This window comes from Caballeronia fortuita (assembly GCF_001544835.2).
Lineage (GTDB): Bacteria > Pseudomonadota > Gammaproteobacteria > Burkholderiales > Burkholderiaceae > Caballeronia > Caballeronia fortuita.
The window spans coordinates 71,695-97,458 of sequence record NZ_FCNX02000018.1 but is presented as its reverse complement, the minus strand read 5'-3'; the positions used below and the strand labels follow the sequence as shown (position 1 = coordinate 97,458).

General features: G+C 62.8%; 26 protein-coding genes. 14 read left to right on the top strand and 12 right to left on the bottom strand.

Features of this window, described 5'->3' with window-relative positions; translation table 11 throughout:
- Positions 1-6 precede the first annotated feature (6 nt).
- The 4 genes from AWB77_RS28545 to AWB77_RS28530 all read left to right on the top strand — a co-directional run bounded on the left by AWB77_RS28545 (position 7) and on the right by AWB77_RS28530 (position 4,985).
- Positions 7-1,494: an NCS1 family nucleobase:cation symporter-1 gene (locus AWB77_RS28545; protein ID WP_061137829.1), complete on the top strand. Its 1,488-nt coding sequence runs from the start codon at positions 7-9 to the stop codon at positions 1,492-1,494.
- Positions 1,495-2,241: 747 nt separating this feature from the next.
- Entirely contained in the window at positions 2,242-3,705 is a 1,464-nt protein-coding gene (gene hydA, locus AWB77_RS28540) for a dihydropyrimidinase (RefSeq protein ID WP_061137828.1), read from the top strand.
- Between the two features lie 129 nt (positions 3,706-3,834).
- A complete protein-coding gene (locus AWB77_RS28535) occupies positions 3,835-4,599 on the top strand; it encodes a CDP-diacylglycerol diphosphatase (protein ID WP_244158681.1) in 765 nt (254 codons plus the stop codon).
- Between the two features lie 110 nt (positions 4,600-4,709).
- Entirely contained in the window at positions 4,710-4,985 is a 276-nt protein-coding gene (locus tag AWB77_RS28530) for a BrnT family toxin (RefSeq protein WP_061137826.1), read from the top strand.
- A 169-nt stretch (positions 4,986-5,154) separates the two neighbouring features.
- Here AWB77_RS28530 and AWB77_RS28525 read toward each other — a convergent pair whose 3' ends face one another.
- The 3 genes from AWB77_RS28525 to AWB77_RS28515 form a co-directional block, all read right to left on the bottom strand.
- Positions 5,155-5,487 carry a hypothetical protein gene (locus AWB77_RS28525; protein WP_061137825.1) on the bottom strand — a complete coding sequence of 111 codons (333 nt, stop codon included), beginning with the start codon at positions 5,485-5,487 and terminating at the stop codon, positions 5,155-5,157.
- Positions 5,488-5,581: 94 nt separating this feature from the next.
- The gene (locus AWB77_RS28520) at positions 5,582-6,823 is read right to left on the bottom strand and encodes an aspartate carbamoyltransferase (RefSeq protein WP_061137824.1); all 1,242 of its coding nucleotides are present in this window, start codon (positions 6,821-6,823) and stop codon (positions 5,582-5,584) included.
- Positions 6,824-6,903: 80 nt separating this feature from the next.
- Positions 6,904-7,323, bottom strand: coding sequence for a secondary thiamine-phosphate synthase enzyme YjbQ (locus AWB77_RS28515; protein ID WP_061137823.1), 420 nt, complete (start codon positions 7,321-7,323; stop codon positions 6,904-6,906).
- Between the two features lie 124 nt (positions 7,324-7,447).
- Between AWB77_RS28515 and AWB77_RS28510 the strand changes: the two genes are divergently transcribed.
- From AWB77_RS28510 to AWB77_RS28500, 3 genes are all read left to right on the top strand, one after another.
- On the top strand, positions 7,448-7,942 hold the full coding sequence (locus AWB77_RS28510; RefSeq protein ID WP_061137822.1) for a hypothetical protein: 495 nt from the start codon (positions 7,448-7,450) through the stop codon (positions 7,940-7,942).
- Between the two features lie 76 nt (positions 7,943-8,018).
- Positions 8,019-9,419, top strand: coding sequence for an NfeD family protein (locus tag AWB77_RS28505; protein ID WP_061137821.1), 1,401 nt, complete (start codon positions 8,019-8,021; stop codon positions 9,417-9,419).
- A 2-nt stretch (positions 9,420-9,421) separates the two neighbouring features.
- Positions 9,422-10,195 (top strand): slipin family protein, encoded by a 774-nt coding sequence (locus AWB77_RS28500; protein ID WP_061137820.1) that lies wholly within the window; start codon positions 9,422-9,424, stop codon positions 10,193-10,195.
- Here the strand turns inward: AWB77_RS28500 and AWB77_RS28495 are convergent.
- Positions 10,192-10,728, bottom strand: a complete 537-nt coding sequence (locus AWB77_RS28495) for a carboxymuconolactone decarboxylase family protein (RefSeq protein ID WP_061137819.1) — start codon at positions 10,726-10,728, stop codon at positions 10,192-10,194. The two genes, AWB77_RS28500 and AWB77_RS28495, sit on opposite strands and share 4 nt — an antisense overlap.
- Positions 10,729-10,904: 176 nt before the next feature.
- Between AWB77_RS28495 and AWB77_RS28490 the strand changes: the two genes are divergently transcribed.
- From AWB77_RS28490 to AWB77_RS28470, 5 genes are all read left to right on the top strand, one after another.
- Positions 10,905-11,840 (top strand): LysR family transcriptional regulator, encoded by a 936-nt coding sequence (locus tag AWB77_RS28490; RefSeq protein ID WP_061137818.1) that lies wholly within the window; start codon positions 10,905-10,907, stop codon positions 11,838-11,840.
- A 158-nt stretch (positions 11,841-11,998) separates the two neighbouring features.
- Complete coding sequence (locus AWB77_RS28485; RefSeq protein WP_061137817.1) at positions 11,999-13,090, top strand: HlyD family secretion protein; 1,092 nt, start codon at positions 11,999-12,001, stop codon at positions 13,088-13,090.
- A gap of 11 nt (positions 13,091-13,101) precedes the next feature.
- Positions 13,102-14,676 carry a DHA2 family efflux MFS transporter permease subunit gene (locus AWB77_RS28480; RefSeq protein ID WP_061137816.1) on the top strand — a complete coding sequence of 525 codons (1,575 nt, stop codon included), beginning with the start codon at positions 13,102-13,104 and terminating at the stop codon, positions 14,674-14,676.
- Positions 14,677-14,703: 27 nt separating this feature from the next.
- Entirely contained in the window at positions 14,704-16,170 is a 1,467-nt protein-coding gene (locus AWB77_RS28475; RefSeq protein ID WP_061137815.1) for an efflux transporter outer membrane subunit, read from the top strand.
- Positions 16,167-16,616 (top strand): PaaI family thioesterase, encoded by a 450-nt coding sequence (locus tag AWB77_RS28470; protein ID WP_061137814.1) that lies wholly within the window; start codon positions 16,167-16,169, stop codon positions 16,614-16,616. The genes AWB77_RS28475 and AWB77_RS28470 overlap by 4 nt, the downstream gene beginning before the upstream one ends.
- A gap of 53 nt (positions 16,617-16,669) precedes the next feature.
- On the opposite strand, the gene aptA is transcribed toward AWB77_RS28470, so the two are convergent.
- Positions 16,670-17,998: an omega-aminotransferase AptA gene (gene aptA / locus AWB77_RS28465; RefSeq protein WP_061137813.1), complete on the bottom strand. Its 1,329-nt coding sequence runs from the start codon at positions 17,996-17,998 to the stop codon at positions 16,670-16,672.
- A gap of 147 nt (positions 17,999-18,145) precedes the next feature.
- Here aptA and AWB77_RS28460 point away from each other — a divergent pair, with 147 nt between their 5' ends.
- Positions 18,146-19,561 (top strand): aminotransferase-like domain-containing protein, encoded by a 1,416-nt coding sequence (locus tag AWB77_RS28460; protein ID WP_061137812.1) that lies wholly within the window; start codon positions 18,146-18,148, stop codon positions 19,559-19,561.
- Between the two features lie 42 nt (positions 19,562-19,603).
- Here the strand turns inward: AWB77_RS28460 and AWB77_RS28455 are convergent, their stop codons facing one another.
- The 6 genes from AWB77_RS28455 to AWB77_RS28430 form a co-directional block, all read right to left on the bottom strand.
- A complete protein-coding gene (locus tag AWB77_RS28455) occupies positions 19,604-19,864 on the bottom strand; it encodes a hypothetical protein (RefSeq protein WP_061137811.1) in 261 nt (86 codons plus the stop codon).
- A 174-nt stretch (positions 19,865-20,038) separates the two neighbouring features.
- Entirely contained in the window at positions 20,039-20,326 is a 288-nt protein-coding gene (locus AWB77_RS28450) for a hypothetical protein (protein WP_061137810.1), read from the bottom strand.
- A gap of 162 nt (positions 20,327-20,488) precedes the next feature.
- Positions 20,489-21,136 (bottom strand): H-NS histone family protein, encoded by a 648-nt coding sequence (locus tag AWB77_RS28445; protein WP_061137895.1) that lies wholly within the window; start codon positions 21,134-21,136, stop codon positions 20,489-20,491.
- Between the two features lie 60 nt (positions 21,137-21,196).
- On the bottom strand, positions 21,197-21,976 hold the full coding sequence (locus tag AWB77_RS28440) for an ABC transporter substrate-binding protein (protein WP_061137809.1): 780 nt from the start codon (positions 21,974-21,976) through the stop codon (positions 21,197-21,199).
- A gap of 150 nt (positions 21,977-22,126) precedes the next feature.
- Positions 22,127-22,531 (bottom strand): Hsp20/alpha crystallin family protein, encoded by a 405-nt coding sequence (locus AWB77_RS28435; protein WP_061137808.1) that lies wholly within the window; start codon positions 22,529-22,531, stop codon positions 22,127-22,129.
- Between the two features lie 12 nt (positions 22,532-22,543).
- Positions 22,544-22,978, bottom strand: a complete 435-nt coding sequence (locus AWB77_RS28430) for an Hsp20/alpha crystallin family protein (protein WP_061137807.1) — start codon at positions 22,976-22,978, stop codon at positions 22,544-22,546.
- Positions 22,979-23,350: 372 nt separating this feature from the next.
- Between AWB77_RS28430 and AWB77_RS28425 the strand changes: the two genes are divergently transcribed.
- On the top strand, positions 23,351-24,334 hold the full coding sequence (locus tag AWB77_RS28425; RefSeq protein WP_061137894.1) for a 2-dehydropantoate 2-reductase: 984 nt from the start codon (positions 23,351-23,353) through the stop codon (positions 24,332-24,334).
- A gap of 19 nt (positions 24,335-24,353) precedes the next feature.
- Here the strand turns inward: AWB77_RS28425 and AWB77_RS28420 are convergent, their stop codons facing one another.
- Positions 24,354-25,559, bottom strand: a complete 1,206-nt coding sequence (locus AWB77_RS28420) for an NAD(P)/FAD-dependent oxidoreductase (protein WP_061137806.1) — start codon at positions 25,557-25,559, stop codon at positions 24,354-24,356.
- Positions 25,560-25,764: the final 205 nt, after the last annotated feature.

The window sequence follows — 25,764 nt, the reverse complement described above, 5'->3', positions numbered from 1 at the left end:
CATCCGATGAATCAGACAGCGCATGACGTCGAAACGAGCAGCCTGTACAACGACGACCTCGCACCGACCGGCCCCGCGCAACGCACGTGGAAGTGGTATCACTTCGCGGCGTTGTGGGTCGGCATGGTGATGAACATCGCGTCGTACATGCTGGCCGCGGGTCTCACGGATCAGGGCATGTCGCCGTGGCAGGCGGTATTGACGGTACTGCTCGGCAACATGATCGTGCTCGTGCCGATGCTGTTGATCGGCCATGCGGGTGCGAAGCACGGCATTCCGTATGCGGTGCTCGTGCGTTCGTCGTTCGGCACGCAGGGCGCGAAGCTGCCCGCGTTGTTGCGCGCGATCGTCGCGTGCGGCTGGTACGGCATTCAGACATGGCTCGGCGGCAGTGCGATCTATACGCTCCTGAATATCCTCACCGGTAACGCGTTGCACGGCGCGGCGCTGCCGGTCATCGACATATCGCTCGGGCAGCTCGCGTGCTTTCTCGTGTTCTGGGCGTTGCAGCTTTACTTCATCTGGCATGGCACCGATTCGATCCGCTGGCTCGAAAGCTGGTCTGCGCCGATCAAGGTCGTGATGTGCGTCGCGCTCGTGTGGTGGGCGACGAGCAAGGCGGGCGGCATCGGTTCGATGCTATCGGCGCCGTCGCAGTTCGTCACGGGCGGCAAGAAAGAAGGGCTTTTCTGGGCGACGTTCTGGCCGGGTCTCACTGCGATGGTCGGCTTCTGGGCGACGCTCGCGCTCAACATCCCCGACTTCACGCGCTTTGCGCGCACGCAGCGCGATCAGATGATCGGCCAGTCGATCGGCTTGCCTGTGCCGATGGCGCTGCTCTCGGTGATATCGGTGGTCGTGACGTCGGCGACGGTAGTGATCTATGGCAAGGCGATCTGGGATCCGATCGATCTCACGAGCCGCATGACGGGCATCGGCGTGGGCATTGCGCTCGTCATCCTCACGCTCGATACGATGTGCTGCAATCTTGCTGCGAATCTCGTCGGGCCGGCTTATGATTTTTCCAGCCTTTGGCCGAAGGGGATTTCGTATCGCGCGGGCGGGATGATTACGGCGACGATCGCCATCGTCATGATGCCGTGGAAGATTCTCGCTACTACGCAGGGGTATATTTTCACGTGGCTCGTTGGGTACTCGGCGTTGCTCGGGCCGGTTGCGGGCATCTTGATGGTGGACTACTTTTTCATTCGCGGCACGCGGCTCGATCAGCGCGAGCTTTTCGATGAGGACGGAGAGTATTCGTATAGCAATGGCTGGAATGTGGCGGCGGTAGTGGCGTTGCTGGTCGGCGTGCTGCCGAATCTGCCAGGGTTCTTGCATACCGCGTTTCCTGCTTCGTTTCCGAATGTGCCTGGGTTCTTCAATACGGTCTATACGTATGCCTGGTTTGTTGGGCTCTTGCTTGCTGCTGTCGTTTACGGGTCCTGGATGAAGTTGCGGGGTGGCGCGGGGGCGAGGGTTCTCAGTGCTTGAATATTTTTGTTTCGCCGGATCCCGGTTTCTTTGTGGTCTATTAGCACTGCCCCTGTGCGGGGCGGCAGTCACTTTCTTTGCTGCTGCAAAGAAAGTAACCAAAGAAAGCAGCTTATCAAGCCCGCGGTCACACGCAGTTTGGGTAGTTCTCTCGTCCACCGTGGCACTCGCCTAAAGAGTGCCATCGTAGGCCCAAGCGGGCTTGGATCGCGCACGGTCTGCCGCCCAACACCGTTGAGGACACCGGTGCAGCGCGAAATGGTTCCGGCACAGCGCTACGCGCTGCCGTCGGGTCTGCGAGGGAAACCGATGGGCGGCAAGTGCGGTGAGGTAGAGACGATGCAGCGGGGCACGCAGTAGTGAGGCACGTGCAGACCTGCTTTATCGGTCGGCCGCGCAGCGGGGCCGGAGCTATTTGGTGCTGAACCAATGAGCTAGGCGGCGCGAGATGACGGACCGTGCGCGATCCAAGCCCGGTGATTGTGATGAGGGCACACGTTAGGCGAGTGCCACGGTGGACGAGAGGACTACCCAACGTGCGTGTGACCGTGGGCGTGACAGAAGCTGCTTTCTTTGGTTACTTTCTTTGCAGCAGCAAAGAAAGTGACTGCCGCCCCGCACAGGGGCAGAGCCAATAGACCAACACGATTACAGGATTCCGCGAAGCGAACGCAAAAGCGAAAGCAAACGCAAAAGCGAAAGCGAAAGCGAAAGCAAGAGGCAACAAACAACCGGAGGGACACTCAAATGCCAACATTAATCCGCGGCGGCACCATCATCGACGCTGACCGCACCTACCGCGCCGATGTCCTCTGCGCAGACCCGCAAGCCGGCGGCACCATCCTCGCCATCGGTGCCGACCTGGAAGCCCCTCCCGATACGCAAATCATCGACGCAGGCGGCCAATACGTAATGCCAGGCGGCATCGATCCGCACACGCACATGGAACTGCCCTTCATGGGCACGACCGCCAGCGACGACTTCTACACCGGCACTGCCGCCGGTCTGTCGGGCGGCACGACGAGCATCATCGACTTCGTGATTCCGAGTCCCAGGCAACCGCTCATGGACGCATTCAGGGAATGGCGCGGCTGGGCCGAAAAAGCATCGGCGGATTATGGCTTTCACGTCGCAGTGACATGGTGGGACGAGTCCGTGCATCGCGACATGGGCCTGCTCGTGCACGAACACGGCGTATCGAGCTTCAAGCACTTCATGGCCTACAAGAACGCAATCATGGCCGACGACGAAGTGCTCGTGAACAGCTTCACGCGCTCGCTCGAACTCGGCGCGCTGCCGACCGTCCACGCCGAAAACGGCGAGCTCGTCTTTCAGCTGCAAAAGCAACTGCTCGCGAAAGGTTTCAAAGGACCGGAGGCGCATCCGCTGTCGCGGCCGCCGGAAGTGGAAGGCGAGGCGGCCAATCGCGCGATCCGCATCGCGCAAGTGCTCGGCGTGCCGCTCTACATCGTTCACGTATCGGCGAAAGATGCCGTCGACGTCATTGCGAAGGCGCGCAACGAAGGGCTGCGCGTTTTCGGTGAAGTGCTGCCCGGTCATCTCGTGATCGATGAATCGGTGTATCGCGATCCCGACTGGACGCGCGCCGCCGCGCACGTGATGAGCCCGCCGTTCCGCACGAGCGAGCATCGCGAAGCGTTGTGGCGCGGGCTGCAATCGGGCCAGCTTCACACGACGGCGACCGATCATTGCGTGTTCTGCGCATCGCAAAAGGCCATGGGCCGCGAAGATTTCACGAAGATCCCGAACGGCTGCGGCGGGGTCGAGGATCGCATGTCGGTGCTTTGGCATCACGGCGTCAACATGGGACGTCTCACGCCCAACGAGTTCGTGCGCATCACGTCGGCGAACGCGGCGCAGATCTTCAATCTCTATCCGCGAAAGGGCGCGGTGCAAGTGGGCGCGGATGCCGATCTCGTCGTCTGGGATCCCAACGCGACGCGCACGATTTCGGTGAAGACGCATCATCAGAAAGTCGATTTCAACGTCTTCGAAGGCATGGAAGTGCAAGGCGTCGCGACGCATACGCTCACGCGCGGCGCGCTCGCGTGGGTCGACGGCGATCTGCGTGCAGAGCGCGGCGCGGGGCAGTATCTGAAGCGTCCGCCGGACGCCTCGTACTTCGAGGCGGCGCGCGTGGCGAACAAGCTGAAGGAACCGCATCCGGTGAATCGCGCCGAAGCAGCCTGATTCGCGCGCCGCTCGACGAAAGCCCCGCGTCGGTTTCAATGCGGGGCTTCGTCATGTTTCGACGCATTCACACGCGTGCAAGCATAATCCGGCAGGCTGGCTACTCTTTCGCGCTGCCCGATCATGCCAATGAACATTCCGCAATCACTTCGCCGTCTCGCCGCGCTTGGCGCGCTTTGTTTTCCGCTTGCGTGCGCGGCCGATCCGAACGCGTTGTGGCACATCGTCCACGACTACTGCGAGCCGGCCGCCGAGGGCGCGCAGGTCCGGCAGAAATGCGCGGACGTGAATCTCGCGGGCGGCTATGCGGTGCTGAAGGACATCGTCGGCATCGCGCAATATCTGCTGATTCCGACCGTACGCGTGAGCGGCATCGAGAGTCCCGAACTGCTCGCGCCCGATGCGCCGAACTATTTCCGCGACGCGTGGAATGCGCGTGTCTATGTCGATCGCGCGTTGGGCCGGACGCTGCCGCGCGACGAGGTCTCGCTCGCGATCAATTCGGCGAGCGGGCGCACGCAGAATCAGTTGCACATTCATGTCGATTGCATTGCGCCCGACGTCGCACGCACGCTGCGCGAAGTGGGGCCCGGCATCGGCACGGAATGGCAGCCGTTGCCCGTGCGATTGCGCGGTCATGTGTATAGCGCGATGCGTATCGACGATGCCGATCTCGCTCACACCGATCCTTTCAAGCTCGTCGCGCCGTATGCCGCGCGCCGCGGTCAGACGATGGGCGAGCAGACGCTGCTGCTCGTCGGCGCGGCGCGCAGCGATGGCGCGCACGCGTTCTTTCTGCTCAACGATCATGTGCAGCCCGGCGACTGGGCGTCGTCCGAGGAGCTTCAGGATCACACGTGCTCGTTGGCCGATCGGTCTATAGAAAAGCCATGAGGTCTTCGGAAGAATGAAGGGACGCGAAATCGTTCGCAGTTCGGATTAATCGTAATCCGAGAATCAGACGTTTCGCGCCTTGTCACTTCTACTTCCGGGAACCACAATGAATGCACTTCGACATCACGTTTGACCCGTTGAAGGACGCGATCAATCGGCTTCAGCATGGTGTGTCGCTTCAGCTTGCGGGGGAGATTGAGTGGCACCGTATCGTGCCGAAGGTAGATGGTCGTCGAGATTATGGAGAGGTTCGCGAAGTTGCCATCGTGCCTATTCGCGGCCTTATGTTTTGCGTGGTTTACACGCTTAGGAACGAAGCGCGACGCATTATCAGCCTGCGCCGCGCCAACAAAAGAGAGGTAAGGCAATATGGTGCAAATGTATAACGGGCTCATCCTCCCCACTGACGAGGAGGACGCGGAGATCAACCGGGGTATCGCATTGGATCCGGACACGTGGGAGCTTAGCGACGACGAGATCAGGCAAATGAGACCGGCCGCCCTGTATGAGCGCGAAGGGCAAATGGCAGACCAGCCTCCTGTTACATGATCGCGTTCAACCCGCGTCGCGCATCTCCACCCGATGCGCGAACACGCGCGGTGCAATCCGTTCGACACGCGCTTCCGGCAGCACGCGTTTCAACGTGCGCAGCGTGAAGGCGAGGTCTTCGCTGGCCGTATCGAATTCGAGGCGAAGTTCGCAGCCTTCACGTTGTGCCTGACTCACGTAAATGCCGAGCGGCGAATGAAACAGTGCGCGTATGCGTTCCCGCGAAACGTCGTTGTCCGCGAAACGGGCCGACGCCAGCACGCGCACACGCTGACACGGGCCGAACGTTACATCGCGCGAGATTCGGCGGCTCGCCACCCGCGCAAGCGACATGTCCATGACCGTTGCTCCATCACGTTTTTTCTGTGTAGAAGCATAGGCCACCGGATATCAACAGCACGCGAAGATACGGTGACGACGCGTAAAAAACGTATTAATCGAAGCCATGGAACACCGCGTCGTCCGGGCCTATCGAAGCGGGAGACTTCCACGCGGCATCGCGCATCGAATGACGCACCTGGTGTTCGACGCCGAGCAGCACCGCGAAGATTGCCATGCGAATCGCGATGCCGTTGTCGGTCTGACGGAAGATCGCGAGGCGCGAGTCGTGGTTCAGGTCGGTGGCGAGATCGTTCGCGCCGGGGCGGCTGTCGCGCGGCAACGGATGCATGATGAGCGTGTCGCGTCCGCATACATCGTCGACGAGCGCCTGGTTGATCTGGAAATCCGGCGTGTAGCCTTCGATGGATTCGTCGGCGAAACGCTCTTTCTGGATGCGCGTTGCGTAGACGACGTCCGCGCCCGCGAGACCCGCGCGTAGGTCCGTCGTCTGTTCGATCACATGATCGCCGCGCCCGATGCGCTCGATGATATGCGCCGGCATCTCCAGCGAACCCGGCGAGACGAGCGTGAACTTGAGCCCCTTGTAAAGCGAAAGCAGCTTGGCGAGCGAGTGCACGGTGCGGCCGTACTTGAGGTCGCCGACCATCGCGATATGGGCGCCGTCGACGATCTTGCCGAGACGTGAGAATTCGCGCTGGATCGTATAGAGATCGAGCAGCGCCTGACTCGGATGCTCGCCGGGGCCGTCGCCGGCGTTGATGACGGGTATGTTCGTCGCGCGCGCGAACTCCGCAACCGAGCCTTGCTCCGGATGCCGCACGACGATCGCATCCGCGTAACCGCTGATGACGCGGCTCGTGTCGTAGATCGATTCGCCCTTCGCCATTGACGAGAACGTGAAACCGGTCGTGTCGCACACGGAGCCGCCGAGCCGCGCGAACGCCGCGCCGAAGCTTACGCGAGTGCGCGTGCTTGCCTCGAAGAACAGATTGGCGAGCACCGCACCTTCGAGCACGCGCGTGATCTTCTTGCGCCGCGCGATAGGCTGCATCATGTCAGCCGTGCGGAACAGCGCCTCGGCCGATTCGCGCGAAAACTGATCGATGGACACCAGTTGCGGCCGGCCCTCGAACTCGATGGTCTGATGTGCGCTTTGCGTATATGTTCCAGTCTCTGGCAGGCCGCCGAGGATTTCGCCGACGTAGCGCGCAGCGATTTCCGGCATTGCTCGCGATTCCGGCGACTCGTCCGGTAAAAGCCACGTATCGAGCGCGCGCCGCGAAACGCCGATGCGTGCCGCAAACGCATCGCGGGTCATGTTCAGACGCCGCATGGCGTCGCGAAGAATGGTCTGCTGCTGAAGTCCCGTAGTCACCGTCACCGCTCCTGAATATACGCGGTGCGTATATTAGGTCACTCGCCGATCAGATGCAAGACGAGTTCGCGCTGGTGCTGCGCCGTCCGATGTTCGAACACATAGATGCCTTGCCACGTGCCGAGCACCATGCGGCCGGCTTCGACCGGAATCGATAGCTGCACGGTCGTGAGCGCGGTGCGCAGGTGCGCGGGCATGTCGTCGGGGCCTTCCGTGTCGTGTACGTAACGGCCCGGCGCTTCCGGCGCGACCGCTTCGAAATAGCGTTCGAGGTCGACGCGCACGTCGGGGTCGGCGTTTTCCTGAATCAGCAGCGACGCCGATGTATGCCGGCAAAACAGCGTGAGCAAACCGGTGCGGATGTCCTGAAGGTCGATCCAGCGATCGATCTCGCGGGTGACTTCGTGCAGGCCGCGCGAGCCTGTCGCGACCGTCAGATGGTGGAGTGCCTGTTTCATGTCGGTCTCGGTGCGGGAGTTGGGCGATGCGCCACGCTGCAAGTTTACCGGCTTCCCGCGCGCGAATTCATTCGCGCGGATGGACTATCCTGATTGGACGATGGCTCGATAGAAGGCGCGCACGATGAAAGCAAACGCGGCTTACAGAATGCTGGCGCTTGCGGCCGTGCTCGCCGCGGCCCCATCCATCGCGAACGCCGACGATAAGCGCCAGAACCGCGGCAACGATCCATTCCTGCATGTATCGAACGCCATCGCCGATTGCCCCGCGCCGCCCGGTCCGCTGGAAACAGAGCAAGAGTGGCTCGACGAAGCGCATTACCGCATCGAACGCGGCAATAGCTGCTGGATCGCGGGCCGCTGCCGTCTCTCGAACAGCTACGACTACGACAAGGAAATTGCCGAAAGCGTGACGCGGCGCCTGAATTCGCTGAACGCGTCGCTGCAATGGCGTGAAAAAACGAGCCTCTGGATCACGCTGCAGCGCCGGTTCGTCTATCTCGACGGCTGCGTGTCCCGCGATTTCGACACGGCGCGCTTCGTGTCGGCACTCGGCGAAACTGCGGATGTCGAAAAGATCATTGATCGAACGACGCGGCGAACGACGCGCCGGCCGTGATTTCGCAATTGACCTAAGCTGGAAGAGGGACCGAACACGAGGAACCGCCGCGCCCGCGCGCCCGCGGTTTTCGCCGATGAAAACGAACCTCGCTGAGTGGCTGTGCAGGCGTGTGCGCGACGCGCTGCTGCTGATCGCGTTCGCGTTCACGCCGATGAGCGTCGTGGCGGCGCCCGCGCCCGCGCTCGTCGTCGTGATTCCGCTGAAAGGCGCGATCGGACCGGCGAGCGCGGATTTCGTCGTGCGTTCGCTCGCGCGCGCCGCCGACGAGCACGCGCAACTCGCCGTGCTTGAACTCGATACGCCCGGCGGACTCGATCTCTCGATGCGCTCGATCATTCAGGCGATACTCGGCTCGCCGGTGCCGGTGGCCGCGTTCATCGCGCCGAGCGGTGCGCGCGCCGCGAGCGCGGGCACGTACATCACCTATGCGAGCCACATTGCGGCGATGGCGCCCGGCACGAACCTCGGCGCGGCATCGCCGGTGCAACTTGGCATCGGCGGGGCGGATCGCGAGGGCAAAGCGGCATCGACCGCGGAATCGCAATCGACCGAAACGCGTAAGCAGATGCAGGACGCCGCCGCCTACATACGCGGCCTCGCGCAATTGCGCGGACGCAACGCTCAATGGGCTGAAAGCGCGGTGCGCGATGCGGTGGCGCTGTCGGCGGCGGAAGCGCTGGAGCAGAAAGTCATCGACGTGACCGCCAGCGACGTGCCCGATCTGCTCGCAAAACTCGACGGCCGGCATGTCAAAACCGCGAGCGGCGATCACGCTCTGGCGACGAAACAGGCGCCGCTCGTCGTGCTTCAACCCGACTGGCGCAGCCGCTTTCTCGCGACGATCACCGACCCGAGCGTCGCGCTCATTCTGATGATGATCGGGATGTACGGCCTTTTCTTCGAGTTCGCGAATCCCGGCATGGTGCTGCCGGGCGTCGCGGGCGCGATCTGCCTGCTCGTCGGATTGTTCGCGCTGCAACTCCTGCCGATCAGTTACGTCGGACTGGGATTGATCGTGCTCGGCATGGGCTTTCTGATCGCGGAAATGTTTCTGCCGACATTCGGCTCGCTCGGCATCGGCGGAATCGTCGCGTTCGCGATCGGCGCGCTCATGCTGATCGATACCGATGTTCCGGGCTTCGGCATTCCCATCGGCCTCGTCGCCGGGCTTGCGCTCTTGACTGCGCTCTTCGTGTTCACCGTATCGGGCGTCGCGCTCAAGGCGCGCAGGCGGCCCGTCGTGAGCGGAAGCGAAGCGATGCCAGGCACGATCGGCGTGATGCTGGCGCAAGAGTCCGGCGGCGGCTGGGCGCGCGTGCACGGCGAACGCTGGCGCGTGCAGGCGGCCGCGGCGCGAACGTTGCCGCAAGAAGGCACGCGCGTGCGCGTGATCTCGCGTCACGGCCTTACGCTGACCGTCGAGCCGGTCGAAGGCGCGCGCGAGACTCCTGAACACATCCACAACGAGGCTTGAAAATGGGGCTTACTTTCGGTTTCAGCGGCATTCTGATCGCGCTCGTCATCTTCATCGTCGCGTCGGCGGTACGCATCTTTCGCGAGTACGAGCGCGGCGTCGTGTTCATGCTCGGGCGCTTCTGGAAGGTGAAAGGGCCCGGCCTCGTGCTGATCATTCCGGTCGTGCAGCAGGTCGTGCGGATGGACCTGCGCACCGTCGTCTTCGACGTGCCGCCGCAGGACGTCATCACGCGCGACAACGTGTCGGTGAAGGTGAACGCGGTGGTGTACTTTCGCGTCGTCGATCCGGAGAAGGCGGTGATTCAGGTCGCGCGTTTTCTGGATGCGACGAGCCAGCTTGCGCAGACCACGTTACGCGCGATTCTCGGCAAGCATGAACTCGACGAACTGCTGTCCGAGCGCGAGCGCCTCAATACCGACATCCAGCGCGTGCTCGATTCGCAGACGGACGCGTGGGGCATCAAGGTATCGAACGTGGAGATCAAGGACGTCGACATCAACGAAACGATGATCCGCGCGATCGCCCGGCAGGCCGAAGCCGAGCGCGAGCGGCGCGCGAAGATCATTCATGCGGAAGGCGAGCTGCAGGCATCGGAAAAGCTGTTGCAGGCCGCGCAGATGCTCGCCCAGCAACCGCAGGCGATGCAGTTGCGCTATTTGCAGACGCTGACATCGATAGCCGGCGACAAGAACTCGACGATCGTGTTTCCGGTGCCGGTCGATATCGTGAGCTCCGTCATCGACCGGCTGACCAAAGGCCCGGCGCAGACTTAGACGAGCGGGGGAAAGTCGATCGCCGTATCGTTCACCCGGTTCACGAGGTTCGTGAAATTGATGACGCTCATCGCGAACAGCGTGTCGATCACTTGCGCTTCCGAGTAGCCCGCTTCGCGCACTTCGTTCAACCGCGCCGCATCGACCGTACCGGTGGTGCTCGTGACATGCCGCACGAAGCGCACGAGCGCATCGCGCTTTGCGTTGCCGGTCGGTTCGCCCGCGCGGATCTGCTGCGTGTCCGTTTGCGACAGCCCGACCATCTTCCCGACGAGCGTATGCGCGGCGGCACAGTAATCACAGCCGACGAGTTCGCTGACGGCGAGCTTGATCGCTTCAACATCGGCCTTGTCGATGCTGCTCTTCGCAAGAATCGCATCGCCTTCGAGTGCGGCGCGCAGCGCGGCGGGGCTATGCGTGCCGATGGTCGCATACGCGTTCGGCACCTTGCCCGCGGCCTTCTTGATGGCGGCGAAAAGGTCGGCGGTGACGCCCGTTGCTTCGTTGACGTTGATCTGGGAAAGACGTGACATGATGTGCTCCTTCGTTCAGTGGTTGGCCATGTGGATGGCATGGGTTGAACTTTAGGCGCGTGCGGTTCTCGCGTGAATGCTCGCGCGGCTCGTAAAACTGCGCGATCGTCTCATCGTGCGAATGCGGCGGCTTCATGCCATGATCGAGGCTCTTTGCAAGCGATACGAACGCGCACATGGACTATCTGACGAGCCTGAAGGTGTTTTGCACGGTGGTCGAAGCGAAGAGCTTCGCGCGTGCGGCCGACATTCTCGGCTTGTCGCCGCCGGTCGTATCGCGCGCGATCGCGGGTCTCGAAGAACGGCTCGGCAGCCGTCTTTTCAATCGCACGACGCGGCAGATTTCGCTGACGGAAACCGCCGAGCGCTTCTTCGCCGACTGCTCGCGTCTGCTCGACGAATTGCAGGCGATGGAGGAGCGCGCATCGAACCGCGCGAGCGAAGCGACCGGTCTCTTGCGGCTCGTCTCGCACACGACGGTGATGATGAGCCGCTACGCGCCGCTCGTCGCGAGCTTCAGGCGCACGCACCCGCACGTGCGGCTCGACGTGACGCTGACCGAGCGGCCCATCGATCTCGTCGGCGAAGGCTACGATCTCGCGATCGTGCTGCCCTTCATGCTATCCACCGATACGGCCGTCACGCGCCTGCTCGAGTCCATTCCGCTCGTGCTCGTCGCGAGTCCCGCGTATCTCGCGCAACGTCCCGCGCCGCGCCATCCGTCCGAACTCGTCGATCACGTGTTCGTGCCGATGTCGCCATCGATCCGCAAGCCGGCGCTCACGTTTCGCATCGGCGGCGAGGAATTGCGCGTGCCGCTCAATCACGACATCACGTCGAACAGCGCGGTGTTCAACCGCGAGATGGCGTTGCAGGGCTTCGGCATTGGCGTGCTGCCGACGGCGCTCGTCGCCGAAGAGGTCGCGGCGGGGCGGCTCGTCACGCTGCTCGATGCCTACGAGCGCGTCGATTCGGCCATCGAAATCCGTATCGCCTACAGCACGCGCGCGCTGCTGCCGTCCAAAGTGCGCGCGTTTGTCGAGCATGCGGTGCGATTTTGCGCCGACGAAGGCTTGCCCGACGCACCTCGAGACCGGCTTCGCGCCTTCTAGCGCGAGGCTTTGCGCGATTCTTTCTTTCCCTGTCATTCACTCGTGCGCGCCGTGACGGTTGACGTCGTGCATATGCACAACTAGTCTTCGGGGCTATGACGGGCAGTGGATTCGCCCATTCCTTCACATTGAATTGTGCATATGCACTACAATCGCAAATGACGACACCTACGACGAATATCCCCTCGGTTGCGGCGCCGGCTGTCGCGCGGCAGGCGCGCAGGATTCCCTGGATGCTGCTTGCGCTAGGCCTGGTCGGTCTCGTGCTGATTGCGGCGGCAACGTATTGGGCGCTCGTGCTGCGCTTCGTCCAGACGACCGACGATGCCTATGTCGGCGGCGACGTCACCGTGCTCGCGCCGAAGGTGAACGGCTTCGTCACCGACGTGCTCGTGCAGGACAACCAGCGCGTGACGGCGGGGCAAGTGCTGATCCGACTCGACGCACGCGATTACGACGCGCGCCTCGCGCAAGCCGACGCCGAACTGTCCAGCGCGCGCGCGGCCGTCGTCGAACTGCAGGCGAAGGACGCATTGCAGGCGGCCGTCATCAATCAGCAGCAGGCGGAAGTGCGCGCGTCGTCGGCGGAACTTACGCGCACCGGCCAGGATCGCGTGCGCTATCGCGAGCTCGTGAAGGACGATGCGGTATCGAACCAGATCGTCGAGCGCGCCGACGCGGACTACACGAAGGCGCAGGCGGCAGTCGACCGCAGCGGCGCATCGCTCGTCGCGGCGAAGCGCCAGTTGAGCGTGATCGAAGCGCAGATCGCGGATGCGCAGGCGCGCGTGGCGACCGCCGAAGCCGCGCGCCGTGTCGCGGAACTGAACGTCGAATACACGACGATCCGGTCGCCCGTCGATGGCTACGTCGGCAATCGCACGGCGCGCGTGGGCGTGCTCGCGAACGTGGGCACGTCGCTTCTGACCATCGTTCCGTCGACGGGATTGTGGGTCGATGCGAACTTCAAGGAAGATCAACTGAAGAAGATGCGCGCGGGCGATGCAGCCGACGTCGAACTGGACGCATCGAGCGTGCCGCTCAGCGGTCACGTCGAAAGTCTCGCGCCCGCGACCGGCGCGACCTTCAGCGTGCTGCCCGCCGAGAACGCGACTGGCAACTTCACGAAGATCGTGCAGCGCGTGCCGGTTCGCATCCGCCTCGATGTGCCGAAGGGCATGGAATCGGTGCTGCGTCCGGGCCTCTCCGCGACGGTCAAGGTGCATCTCGCGAAGCAGTCGAACGGTTGAGGAGCGCGGCGATGACACACACCGTTCCCTCCGATCCCGCGAGCCAGCCGATCAAGCAGCGCGTCTTCGCTTTCGCGCTGATGTGCCTCGGCTTCTTCATGGCGACGCTCGATATCCAGATCGTCGCGTCGTCGCTGAAGGATATCGGCGGCGGATTGTCGGCGAGCCAGGACGAACTGTCGTGGGTGCAGACGTCGTATCTGATCGCCGAAATTCTGGTCATCCCGATGTCGGGCTGGCTCTCTAAAGTGTTTTCCACGCGCTGGCTATTCGTTGCTTCGGCGGTCGGCTTCACGATCACGAGCATGTTGTGCGGCATGGCGTGGGACATCAATTCGATGATCCTCTTTCGCGGCCTGCAAGGCGCGCTCGGCGCCGCGATGATCCCGACCGTCTTCACGACCGCGTTCGTGCTGTTTCCCGGCAAGCAGCGCCTGATTGCATCGACGACGATCGGCGCGCTGGCGTCGCTCGCGCCCGCCGTCGGCCCGGTCATCGGGGGATGGATCACCGATCAATGGTCGTGGCACTGGCTCTTCTATCTGAACGTTGTTCCGGGTCTCGTCGTCGCGCTGCTCGTGCCGAAGTATGTGCACGTTGACGAGCCGAACATTGCGTTGCTGAAGAAGGGCGATTATCTCGGCATCGTGCTGATGTCGGGCTTTCTCGGCTGTCTGGAATACGTGCTCGAAGAAGGGCCGCGCAAGAACTGGTTCGGCGACGATGTGATCATCGCGTGCGCGTGGGTTTCGGGGATTTGCGGCTTTCTGTTCCTCGTGCATGCGTTCACCGCGAAAGATCCGGTCGTCGATCTGCGCGCGCTCGCCGTGCGCAACTTCGCGATCGGCAGTCTGCTTTCCTTCGTGACGGGCATCGGCATCTTCGTGTCGGTGTTTCTGACGCCCGTGTTTCTCGCGCGCGTGCGTGGTTTCGATTCGCTGCACACGGGTCTCACGCTGCTATCCGTAGGCTGTTTCCAGTTGCTTTCGATCGGCGTGTACGGCTTCGCTTCGCGCTTCATCGACATGCGCGTGCTGCTCGCGTTCGGTCTCGTCTGCTTCGGCGCCGGATGTTACTTCTATACGCCGTTGACGCACGACTGGGGCTGGCAACAGTTCCTCTTGCCGCAGGCGTTGCGCGGGATCGGCCAGCAGTTCGCGGTGCCGCCCATCGTGACGATGGCGCTCGGTTCGCTGCCGCCATCGCGCTTGAAGTCGGCGAGCGGGCTCTTCAATCTGATGCGCAATCTCGGCGGCGCGATCGGCATCGCGGTGAGCGCGACTATGCTCAACGACCGCCTCAATCTCCACTATCTGCATCTGAACGAGAACGTGACGATCGGACGTCCCGTCATCGACGACACCATCGCGCGCAGTTCCGCGCATCTCGCATCCGTCGCCGGCGATGCGCTGAACGCGTCGCAAGCGGGCCTTGCATCGCTGCATGCGCTCGTGATGCGCGAGGCGCTCGTGCTGACCTTCGCCGATTGCTTCTACGTGCTCGCGCTGTGCTTCCTCGTCGGCCTGACGACGGTGCTTTTCGCCAAGCCGATCACGAGCGCGCCGCCTTCGTCCGATGCGCATTGAACCCAGCCTTGTCCGGATGCTTCGATCATGAACAAACTTCTCGTCGCACTACTTTCCGGCGTGACGGCGCTGACGCTCGCCGCGTGCGCGGTCCAGCCCGCCGCACACGCCGATTTGCCCGCAACGGTCAACGCGACAGCGCCCGCGAACTGGAGCGTCGATGCCGACGTGCCCAGGGAGACCGCCGATCCCGCCGCATGGTGGAATCAGTTCAACGATCCGGCGATGCACGAACTCGTCGCTTCCGTGCTGAACGATAACCTCGATGTGCAGGCCGCCGTCGAGCGCGTGAAGCAGGCGCAGGCGCTTACGACGCAACGTCGCGCGGCCTTGCTGCCGCAACTCGATGCGAACGCGGGCGGCGCCTACACGCGGCAGAACACGCCGCCGCCGCTCGGCTACGTGAAGCAGGCAGGATTCGGCCTTGCGCTGAGCTGGACGCCGGATGTGTTCGGCGGCGAACGGCTCGAACTGCTGGCATCGCAGGCGCAGCTCGTCGGGCGTGAACATGCGGCGGATCAGATCAGGCTCGCGCTCGCCGCCGATACGGCAGCCGCATATGTCGATCTGCGCTGGGCACAAGCGGAACTGAAGATACTCCAGGATAACGAGCAAATACGCGAGCGCGCGCTGAAGCTCACGCAGCGTCGCCTGCAATACGGCTTGTCGACGAAGCTCGATGTCGCGCGCGCGCAGAATCAGCTAAGCGATCTGCAATCGCGCATTCCGCGAACGCAATCGACGATTCAGCATCAGTTGAGCTTGATCGCCGTGTACTCGGGCCGCACGCCGGAATCCATCGACAAGCTCATGCTCGCGAATGCGGGCGAAACGCCGGTCATTCCCGTGCCCGCGAGCGGCGCGCCGCAGATGCTTCCGTCCGATGCGCTGTTGCGCCGCCCCGACGTGCTCGTCGCGTATGCGACCGTGCAGCAGCGCGCGGCGGAAGTGGGCGTCGCGCGTGCGGAACGCTATCCGAAGTTCTCGCTGCGTCTGTCGGATGGCTTGCTTGCATCGTCGTATCTCGGCTTGCCGACCTTGACCGATAACCTCTTCTCCGCCGCGCTCAACGCGACGAGCCCGATCTTCAACGCGGGCCGCATCACGGCGGAGATCGAGCAGAACGAGAGCAGGATGCGCGAGTCGGAACTGCATCTGCGTCAGACGATGCTCGAAGCATTGAAGGATGTCGAGGATACGCGCAGCGATCTCGTCAGCACGACCGAATCGACCGCGCGTCTCACCGATGCACTGTCCGCGTCGGATCAATCGCTCACGCTGTCGACGCAGTTGTACAAGGGCGGCGCGGCCAGCTTTCTCGATGTGCTCGACGCGCAGCAATCCTATCTGCGCGATGCCGATGCGCTCAATCAATCGAAGCGTGAACATGCGCTCGCGGCAGTGGCGCTTTATCGATCGCTCGGCGGCGGCTGGAGCGTGACCGGCGACGACGCGATCAAGACCGCCAGCAATAAAACGGAGACGACGAAATGAGCTTGGTACAGGAAACCGCCGCCGGCCTCGACGGCCTCGCGCAACTGCGCAAGCTGATCGCATGCGGGCGCAGGCCGGGCATTCTGTTGTCGCTGGATTTCGATTTCATCGAAGTGGAAGCGGGCAGGGCGGTGTTCGCGGGCATACCCGGCGATCACGCGTACAACCCGATCGGCACCGTGCACGGCGGCTATGCAGCGACGCTGCTCGATTCCGCGTGCGGCTGCTCGGTGCATTCATGTCTGACCGCGACGCAAGCCTATACGACGCTCGAACTGAAGGTCGCGTATCACAAGGCCATCACGCGCGATACGGGATTGCTTCGCGCGGAAGGGCGCGTGCTGTCGATCGGACGCCGCGCCGCATTCGCCGAAGCGACGCTCAAGGACGCGAGCGGCCGCTTGTTCGCATCGGCGACCTCGACGTTGCTCGTCATGGAGCGATAAAAAGCCCGGCTTCTCATCGCGGGAAGCCGGGCTGTTAAGCGACGAAAAGGCGCTTATTCCACGCTTTCCAGCGCCTTTCGCACGGTGCCGAAGATCTGATCGATCTGATCGTCTTCGATAATGAGCGGCGGCGAGAACGCGAGGATATCGCCTGTATAACGCACGAGCACGCCCGCCTCGAAGCACTTGACGAACACTTCGTACGCGCGCGCGCCCGGTGCGCCTTCGCGCGGTTCGAGTTCGATGCCCGCGACGAGCCCGAGATTGCGGATGTCCTTCACGAACGGCGCATCGCGCAGCGCATGCACGGCGCTTTCGAACTTTCCGGCCTTCGATGCCGCGCGCTCGAACAGCTTGTCGCGCCGATACAGATCGAGCGTCGCGATGGCGGCGGCGGTAGCGACCGGATGCGCCGAATACGTGTAGCCGTGGAACAGCTCGATCGCGTTTGCCGCGCCTGCATCGACGACCGTGTCGTGCACCTTGCGATGCGCGGCGACGGCGCCCATCGGGATCGTCGCGTTGTTGATCGCCTTGGCCATCGTGATGAGATCGGGCGTCACGCCGAAGTATTCGCTCGCCGTCGCCTTGCCGAGACGTCCGAAGCCGGTGATGACTTCATCGAAGATCAGCAGAATGCCGTACTTCGTGCAGATATCGCGCAGCTTCTGCAGATAGCCTTGCGGCGGCACGAGCACGCCCGTCGAACCGGCGAGCGGCTCGACGATCACGGCGGCGATCGTCGACGGATCGTGCAGCGCGACGATGCGCTCGAGGTCATCGGCGAGATGATCGCCCCACGCGGGCTGGCCCTTCGTGAACGCGTTGTGCGCAAGATCGTGCGTATGCGGCAGATGATCGACCGACGGCAGCAGCGCGCCCGAGAACGTCTTGCGATTCGGCGCGATGCCGCCGACTGAAATGCCGCCGAAACCGACGCCGTGATAACCGCGTTCGCGCCCGATGAGACGCGTGCGCTGACCTTCGCCGCGCGCGCGGTGATAGGCGAGCGCGATCTTCAACGCCGTATCGACCGATTCCGAGCCGGAGTTCGTGAAGAAGATGCGGTCGAGACCCTCGGGCATCAGACCGGCGACCCTGGTCGCGGCCTCGAACGCGAGCGGATGGCCCATCTGGAACGTCGGCGCGAAGTCGAGCGTCGAGAGCGCCTTCTGCACCGCATCGACGATCTCTTCCCGGCAATGGCCCGCGTTCACGCACCAGAGGCCGGCGGTGCCGTCGAGCACTTCGCGTCCGTCCGTCGAGCGGTAATACATGCCTTTGGCGCTTTCCAGCAGGCGCGGCGCGGCCTTGAACTGGCGATTGGCGGTGAACGGCATCCAGAACGACGAGAGATCTTCGATCACGGGGCGAGCATTCATTCGGGGTCTCCTGAGGAAGTACGGCCACTGTATTCCCCGGCAAAATTGCGCGGCATAGACAGTTGGTTCACTGCGCTGCTAACTGTGCTGGCAAAATGCGGGGAACTGTATTGGCTGATTCGCTAAAGCCACGCTATTCTCGAATCCATGATCGAACTCAGGCTGGAGCGCGGCACGCGGCAGGCGCCGACGCTCGTCGAACAACTGGTGCGCGCGTTCTCCACGGCGATCGAGGAGCAGACGTTGCGCGCGGGCGCGCTCCTGCCATCGGTGCGGCGTCTCGCGCAGGCGGAAAGTCTCAGCACGTTCACGGTCACGGAAGCGTACGGCAGGCTCGTGTCGATGGGGCTCGTCACCGCGCGGCGCGGCTCGGGTTATCGCGTGGCCGCGCGCGGACGCAGCGAGCGCGTGCGCGCGGTCGAATGGCAGCCGCCGAGTCTCACCGCGACCTGGCTTCTTTCCGACGTTTTCGCCGACCATTCGGTGCCGATCAAATCCGGCTGCGGCTGGCTGCCGAACGAATGGGTCAATGAGAGCGGCCTTCAGCATGCATTGCGCGCGGTGAGCCGCGTGCCGGCGGCGCGTATCGCGGACTACGGGCATCCATACGGTTTCGCGCCGCTGCGCGAGCGCATCGCGGAGCAGATGGATCGGCATGGCTTGCCCGTCGATGCCGCATCGAACGTGCTTCTTACCGCGGGCGCGACGCAGGCGCTCGATCTCATCGTACGGACCTTGCTGCGTCCCGGCGATGCGGTCGTCGTCGAAGATCCCGGCTACTGCAATCTGCTGCAGATTTTGCGGCTCGCCGGATTGCAAGTGCATGGCGTGCCGCGCACTGCCGCGGGCATCGATACGGATGTGTTCGAGCGCATCGTCGTCGAGCACCGGCCGAAAGCGGTGTTTCTCAACACGACCTTGCAGAACCCGACGGGCGCGACCTTCGGCATGGCGTCGGCGTTTCGCCTGATGCAGATCGCGGAGCGTCACGGCCTGTGGGTCGTCGAGGACGATGTGAATCGCGAGCTTGCGCCGCCCGGCGCGCCCTTGCTCGCATCGATGGAAGGGCTGAACCGCGTCGTGTATGTCGGCGGTTTTGCGAAGACGATTACGCCGGCGTTGCGCTGCGGCTATGTCGTCGCGGAACGCGATGTGTTGCGCGAGCTTGCGCGCACGAAGATGGCCGTGGGGCTGACGTCATCGGAGGCGACGGAGCGCATCGTCGAAAAAGTGCTGACGGAAGGGCGCTATGCGCGACATGTCGAATTCGTCGTGGAGAAACTGAAGGATGCGCATGTGCTCGTCGAGGAGCGTATGGACGCGCTGGGCGTCGAACTGTTTCGCCGGCCGCGCGCGGGATTGTTCCTGTGGGCCGCGTTGCCGATCGATCCGGCCGATGGCGGCGCCGTCGCGACACGCGCATTGCAGGACGGCATCTGGCTCGCGCCGGGATCCTACTTTCGTCCGAACGATGCGCAAAGCGCGTGCTTTCGCTTCAACGTCCCTTATTCGGCAGACGATGCGCTCTGGACGTTTCTGGAAAGAATCATCAAAGGTCGATGAAGCGGACACGATGAATGTCATCGTGTCCAGATCGCGCGATTTTTATTGCGCCACTTGAGTAGCATTGGAAGCGGAAACCTGACCGCGCTGATTCTGCGCGGTGCGTTCCGTATTGCTGAAATCACCGCGCCCTTGCGCCGATTCTTCCGCCGCGAAGGTTTGCGCGCTCACGCCGTGTTGCGATGCCGGCGCACCGACATCGGGACGATAATGCGGCGCCGGTCCATAACCGCTCGCGAATGCCGAGCCGGCGAAGAGAGAACTCAATGCAATAGCAAAGCCCACTACGAGTCGCTTGTTCACGAGATTGCTCCGACGAAGATATAAGGAGATGCAGTTGACTGGCGATAGCAACCGCAATCGGCGAAGCGAATCGTTTTCTATGAATCGACGAATCGCCCCCGACATGTGAACGCAGTGTAGAAGGACCTTGCTGCTTTTTAATCGCACGAAAAGCCAATTGACTTTTCGTCGATCTCAAACAATGGGATGACGCGAGGGCTTCGTTCGTGTGCGCTGCAAACGTGACGCTGCGAGATGCGCGCGCAACCGTTCGCACACATCTTTTCTGCGCACGGGATTGAGCGGATCGCACAGACGAATGGTGAGCGTGGATGTTTCCACGTGCTGCATAGGCGAACCATTCGCGCGGGCCTCGGGCGCTTCCCACAGCACGACGGTGAAAGTGCCGTCGGAAACCTGCACGACCTGAAAGCGCGCCAGATCGATTCGGGTCAACTCGTGCGGCTCGATCGAATGATGCATGATGTCCTCGCGAAACTCGCCATGTACGAGCGCCCCATGCAAACACCATGCCGATGCCGGCAAGTCTCGCGCTTGCGTGACGGACGCGTGACCGTCGCTACGGAGCCCATGCCATTTTTTTCCGTGCTTTCCTGCAAAAATGCTAAAGCGGAACGTCGCGCGTCATGCGGAGGTATCGCTCGGCGCCGACGATGCAGCCGTCGATGTCGATGTCGATACCGAAGCACCTGCGTTGTCGTCCGCGGGCGCGGCCTTTGCAGCGACGCGCTTGCGTGGCGCGTTGCTTTTCGCTGCCGCTTTCTTTGCCGACGTCGCTATTGATTTCTCAGTCGATTCAGCCGCGACGGTTTTCTTTGCGGCGGGCGCGGCCGTCTTCTTCCTCGCTGCCGGCTTTACCGCCGCCTTCTTCGCCGCGGTCTTTCTCGCTTGAGCCTTCAGCTTTTCGGCGCTCTCCGCATCGATCAGAAACTTGCTTCGATCCTTCACGTTCGCGATCCACGCGGGCGGACGCGCCCAGCCGCTCCACGTTTCACCGGTCTTCGGATTGCGATACTTCGCGGGCAGCTTGCCTTTCTTCGCGAGCTTGGTCATCGCTTCATGACGGCCTGCCGGCGCGGGCAGCGTGACCTGCGGCTTCGCCGCGCGCTTGACCTTTTTGCCGTGCCGGTCGATGTCCGCGGTCGTGAGGCCGTGCCGCTCCATCAGCGCGCGAATATCGTCGAGCACGGCTTGGGCGCGCCTCGCGATCAGTTGCTCGGTCTGCGCCTGGAGCTTCTTCAACTTCGCCTGCATCTGCTTGAGCGTCGCCATCGTCGTCTCCTTTTGGCCGGTCCTCGAGCGCGACTGCCCGCGCACGATTGAGCGTCCCTATTATTCGCCGTAGATATCGAAGTCGAAATACTTCTCTTCGATGCGCTTATACGTGCCGTCCTTGATCATCGCGGCGATCGCGCCGTCGAGCTTTTCCTTCAGATCGGTGTCTTCCTTGCGCAAGCCGATTGCCGTTCCCGGTCCGAAGATCGCGCTGTCTTCGAGCGCGCCGCCCGCAAAACCGTAGGGCTTGCCGCGCGGCGTATTGAGAAAGCCGCGTTCGGCCTGCACGGCGTTTTGCAGCGATGCATCGAGACGTCCCGCGAGTAAATCCTGATAGACCTGATCCTGATCCGCATAAGACACGACCTTCACGCCTTTCGCGCCCCAATGCACCTTCGCATACGTCTCCTGCATCGAGCCTTGCTCGACGCCGACCGCCTTGCCCGCGAGCGATTCCGCCGTCGGCTGGATGCCAGCATCACGCTTGGCGACGAGACGCGTCGGCACGTGGAAGAGCTTGCTCGAAAACGCGATCTGCTTCACGCGCGCGGGCGTCATCGACATCGTGGAAAGCACGGCGTCGAACTTGCGCGATTTGAGGCCCGGAATCATGCCGTCGAATGCATTCTCGACCCACACGCATTTCGCGTTGAGACGCCGGCACAATTCATTGCCGACATCGATATCGAAGCCGACCAGCGTGCCGTCGGGCGCTTTCGATTCGAAAGGCGGATAACTCGCATCGACGCCGAAGCGGATAGTCGACCATTCTTTTGCATGCGCTCCGATCGATACGGCGAGCAACGAACCCAACAACACCGTCAACAGCCTCTTCACGATAGTCCCTTATTTCTTTGAGTATGAGAATGCCGGCAACTTAAGCCGCCGCTGAAGATTATAGAGGCGTGAACGCGGTGCAAAAGAAAAAACGGCCACGAAAAATTCGCGGCCGTCCGGAGAAAAAGTTATCGGTGTCGTTATCGTCGCTTAACCCGCGCGCACTTCGACACGGCGCGGACGCGCTTCCTCGCGACGCGGAATCGTGAGCTTCAGCACGCCATTGCTGAGATTGGCGTCGATCTTCGCGGTGTCGAAATCATCGCTTACCGTGAAGGCGCGCGCGAAACGCGGCGCACGCAATTCCGCGTGATGCACACGCACCGCGCCCTGTACGGGCAAATCCGCTTCGGCTTCGATCGTGAGGCGCGAATCGTGCACCTTCACGTCGAGCTTTTCGCGCGGCACGCCAGGCAGATCGGCCCAAAGCGTGATGCCGTGGCTATCCTCGACGATATCGACAGCCGGTGTCACCGTCGCACGACGCGCGGTGTCTTCGTTCTTGCGTGTCACTTCGTTAGCGTTTTGCGTGGCCACTTGTGTGTTCCCGGTCATGATGTGCCTCTCTTACTGAATGGTGATCGCGCGCGGCTTCGATGCTTCGCGCTTGCCGATGGTGATGGACAGCGTGCCGTTCTCATAACGCGCTTCGACCTTGTCGGCATCCGCGTTCTGCGGCAGTTCGATGACGCGGCGGAAGCTGCCCGTGAAGCGCTCTTTGGCATACGTGCGCGCGCCTTCGGCCACGGCCTGCGCTCGGCGATCGCCGCTGATGGTGAGCGTGCCCTTGTCGACGGTCACATCGAGGGAAGCGGGATCGACGCCCGGCGTGAACGCGACGATATGAATCGCATCGTCCGTGCTGCCGATGTTCAGTCGCGGAAACGCATCCGCGCGGCTCGAACGAATGCTCGAAGGCAGATTGCCGAAGAGCGAGGACACTTGCCGTTGCATGCGGTCCAGCTCCGAGAAAACATCGCCGCCAAAATAGAAGTCACTCATGGTCAGTCTCCGAAAGTGCGGCCCGAGGCCAGCAGCAGAAAGTTCACACGGCAGCGCGTTCGTTATCGCCGCCCTTGCATCCAAAATAGGTGCGCAGGCTATCGTTTCAATACCCGCGACCTATGTTTTCAAGGGGTTTTATTTTCGCGCGGCGAGTCTTGAAAGCAGTCGAGGCGAGCTTATATCGGTCCGAATGGGCGCTTCGGATACGCAGCGAACCGGCTTCGACTGCTGCCGTTCAATCGAGCGCAATTGCTGCTGTTTTTCGTACGACGCGTCGCGCATCATGAGTGCACGACGGATCGCACGACGCGCACGCCGTCCCGCTCTTACAATGGCGAACGGATGATTGCCAGGAGCGAGGACCGGACGATGAAGGTATGCGTGTATGGAGCGGGCGCCATCGGCGGATGGATCGGCGTGAAGCTCGCGCAGGCGGGCTGCGATGTCAGCGTGGTCGCGCGCGGCGCGACGCTCGATGCGCTGAAAAAAGACGGGCTGCGGCTCGTCGAAACGGACGCGACGCATGCCGTGAAGGTCGCGGCGAGCGCGGAACCGGCGGATCTCGGCGTGCAGGATCTCGTCGTCGTGGCGGTGAAGGCGCCAGCGATGGACTCCGTCGCCGCGCACATCGCGCCGCTGCTGTCGAATGAAACCGTAGTGCTGACCGCGATGAACGGCGTGCCCTGGTGGTTCTGCGACGGACTCGCCGAGCCGTTCGAAGGCAAGCGCCTTTCATCGGTCGATCCGCACGGCAAGATCGCCGATGCGATTCCGGGCGCGCAAACGGTCGGATGCGTCGTGCATGCGAGCTGCTTCGTCGAAGCGCCGGGCGTCATCCGTCATCATCAGGGCAAGGGTCTGATACTCGGCGAAGCGACAGGCGCGCCGGCGGCACGCACCGAATCGCTCGTATCGCTCTTCTCGAAGGCGGGCTTCGACGCCACGCTCTCCGCGCAGATTCAACGCGATGTCTGGTTCAAGCTGTGGGGCAACATGACGATGAACCCCATCAGCGCGATCACCGGCGCCACCACCGATCGCATCTTGAGCGACGATCTCGTGCGCGGCTTCGTCACGAACGTGATGCTCGAAGCGAAGGAAATCGGCGCGCGCTTCGGCATTCCTATCGAGCAGGAACCGCGGGACCGTCACGCCGTCACGCTCAAGCTCGGCGCGATGAAAACGTCGATGTTGCAGGACGTTCAGGCGGGCAAGGCGGTCGAGCTCGACGCACTCGTCGCGTCGGTGCGCGAACTGGGCGCGATGACCGGCGTGCCCACGCCGTTCACCGATGCGCTGCTCGGACTCGCGCGCCTGCACGCGCGCACGTTGGGACTTTATCCGGCGGCGTGAGCCTTCATCGCGCGACGCCTCAGGCTACAACGACACGCAGCGGGTCCGCAGCCGCGAACGCTTCGGCCCGCCCTGTGCCCGGCGGATAAATCCACTCGGTGTTGATGCGCGTTTTCAACGCTTTCGCCTGCGCGCCCGACATCTTCACCTCACGTTCCCAGCCTTCCGTATAGACCGCGCCCCAAGGCCCGAGATCGAGACACGTCACGTATTTCGGCTGGCTGTAGGGAATCGGCGGCTCGCCGAGCAGATCCGCCGCGACGTTGTGGCCCGCCGATCGGCCGAGGTTCATCGCGTGCTGACAGGACATCAGCGCGTGATTGCCTTCGTCGTCGGTGGCGGCATAGGCGACGTCGCCCGTGGCGTAGACCGTGTCGACGCCACGCACCCGCAGATTGCGATCCACATGCAGACGGCCGAGCGCGTCGCGCTCAGCGGGAATCTGCGCGGTCAGCGCGCTCGCGCGCACGCCGGCGGTCCAGATCACCGTGCTCGCGTCGATACGTTCGCCGTCGGACGTGGTGAGTCCGTTCGCATCGACCGATGTGACCGCCGCGCCGAGCCGCCACTGCACGCCGAGCGACTTCAGTGCCTCGACGATCACCGGGCGCGGACCGGCGCCGAGGTCCGGCCCGACCTCCTTGTCCCGTTCGACGATGATGACGCGCACGTCCGCGTTCGCGCCGAGCGCCGCGCGCAAACGTGCCGGAATTTCCGCCGCCGTTTCGATGCCCGTGAAGCCACCGCCCGCAATGACCACCGTGTTGCGCGCGATGGAGTCAGGATTCGCCGCAAGACCGCCGATATGCGCTTCGAGTGCGGCGGCTTCATCGACCTGATCGACGCTGAACGCGTGTTGCGCCAGTCCCGGAATCTGCGGACGGAACAGGCGGCTGCCGGTTGCCAGAACGAGTTTGTCGTAGTTTAACGTCGATGGTGCGCCGTGCGCGTCGGTCATATCGACCTCGTTGCGCTCGACGTGAATGCGGTCCACCGTGCCCTGAACGAAACGGACGCCCGTGGACGCGAAGATGTCCGTAAGCGGCGCCTTCATCCCGGCCGCGTTCTCTTCGTACAGGCGCGGACGCATGTGCAAATGCGGCTCCGGCGCAATCAGCGCGACTTCGATATCGTTCCTGCCGTGCTGATCGATGAGACGCGCCGCGGACAGCGCGCTCCACATGCCGGCAAAACCGGCTCCGATGACAAGAATGCGCCTGGACATCTCGATGCTCCTGAAAGATTCGATGTTGGGATCGCGCGGCGAAGGTGGCGTCTCGCGATCAATAACTGCGATTCTATGAGTCGTAGAAACATCGTGCAAGGAAATTGTCCGTTACGGCACAGATTGTCTCGAACTCGTACAGCGAAGGGAATTCCGGGAATCGACGAGGTAAACTGAGATATAAAGAAGCGTAGTTGTGAAGCAT

Bases quoted from the DNA above. Each gene is read 5' to 3' on its own strand.
- AWB77_RS28420 (WP_061137806.1), bottom strand. From the start codon at position 25,559: ATGTCCAGGCGCATTCTTGTCATCGGAGCCGGTTTTGCCGGCATGTGG.
- AWB77_RS28510 (WP_061137822.1), top strand. From the start codon at position 7,448: ATGAAAGCAAACGCGGCTTACAGAATGCTGGCGCTTGCGGCCGTGCTC.
- AWB77_RS28460 (WP_061137812.1), top strand. From the start codon at position 18,146: ATGATCGAACTCAGGCTGGAGCGCGGCACGCGGCAGGCGCCGACGCTC.
- AWB77_RS28515 (WP_061137823.1), bottom strand. From the start codon at position 7,323: ATGAAACAGGCACTCCACCATCTGACGGTCGCGACAGGCTCGCGCGGC.
- AWB77_RS28495 (WP_061137819.1), bottom strand. From the start codon at position 10,728: ATGTCACGTCTTTCCCAGATCAACGTCAACGAAGCAACGGGCGTCACC.
- AWB77_RS28480 (WP_061137816.1), top strand. From the start codon at position 13,102: ATGACACACACCGTTCCCTCCGATCCCGCGAGCCAGCCGATCAAGCAG.
- AWB77_RS28530 (WP_061137826.1), top strand. From the start codon at position 4,710: ATGCACTTCGACATCACGTTTGACCCGTTGAAGGACGCGATCAATCGG.
- AWB77_RS28485 (WP_061137817.1), top strand. From the start codon at position 11,999: ATGACGACACCTACGACGAATATCCCCTCGGTTGCGGCGCCGGCTGTC.
- AWB77_RS28500 (WP_061137820.1), top strand. From the start codon at position 9,422: ATGGGGCTTACTTTCGGTTTCAGCGGCATTCTGATCGCGCTCGTCATC.
- AWB77_RS28535 (WP_244158681.1), top strand. From the start codon at position 3,835: ATGAACATTCCGCAATCACTTCGCCGTCTCGCCGCGCTTGGCGCGCTT.
- hydA (WP_061137828.1), top strand. From the start codon at position 2,242: ATGCCAACATTAATCCGCGGCGGCACCATCATCGACGCTGACCGCACC.
- AWB77_RS28490 (WP_061137818.1), top strand. From the start codon at position 10,905: ATGGACTATCTGACGAGCCTGAAGGTGTTTTGCACGGTGGTCGAAGCG.
- AWB77_RS28430 (WP_061137807.1), bottom strand. From the start codon at position 22,978: ATGAGTGACTTCTATTTTGGCGGCGATGTTTTCTCGGAGCTGGACCGC.
- AWB77_RS28525 (WP_061137825.1), bottom strand. From the start codon at position 5,487: ATGGACATGTCGCTTGCGCGGGTGGCGAGCCGCCGAATCTCGCGCGAT.
- AWB77_RS28475 (WP_061137815.1), top strand. From the start codon at position 14,704: ATGAACAAACTTCTCGTCGCACTACTTTCCGGCGTGACGGCGCTGACG.
- AWB77_RS28435 (WP_061137808.1), bottom strand. From the start codon at position 22,531: ATGACCGGGAACACACAAGTGGCCACGCAAAACGCTAACGAAGTGACA.
- aptA (WP_061137813.1), bottom strand. From the start codon at position 17,998: ATGAATGCTCGCCCCGTGATCGAAGATCTCTCGTCGTTCTGGATGCCG.
- AWB77_RS28545 (WP_061137829.1), top strand. From the start codon at position 7: ATGAATCAGACAGCGCATGACGTCGAAACGAGCAGCCTGTACAACGAC.
- AWB77_RS28425 (WP_061137894.1), top strand. From the start codon at position 23,351: ATGAAGGTATGCGTGTATGGAGCGGGCGCCATCGGCGGATGGATCGGC.
- AWB77_RS28450 (WP_061137810.1), bottom strand. From the start codon at position 20,326: ATGCATCATTCGATCGAGCCGCACGAGTTGACCCGAATCGATCTGGCG.
- AWB77_RS28445 (WP_061137895.1), bottom strand. From the start codon at position 21,136: ATGGCGACGCTCAAGCAGATGCAGGCGAAGTTGAAGAAGCTCCAGGCG.
- AWB77_RS28520 (WP_061137824.1), bottom strand. From the start codon at position 6,823: ATGCGGCGTCTGAACATGACCCGCGATGCGTTTGCGGCACGCATCGGC.
- AWB77_RS28505 (WP_061137821.1), top strand. From the start codon at position 8,019: ATGAAAACGAACCTCGCTGAGTGGCTGTGCAGGCGTGTGCGCGACGCG.
- AWB77_RS28470 (WP_061137814.1), top strand. From the start codon at position 16,167: ATGAGCTTGGTACAGGAAACCGCCGCCGGCCTCGACGGCCTCGCGCAA.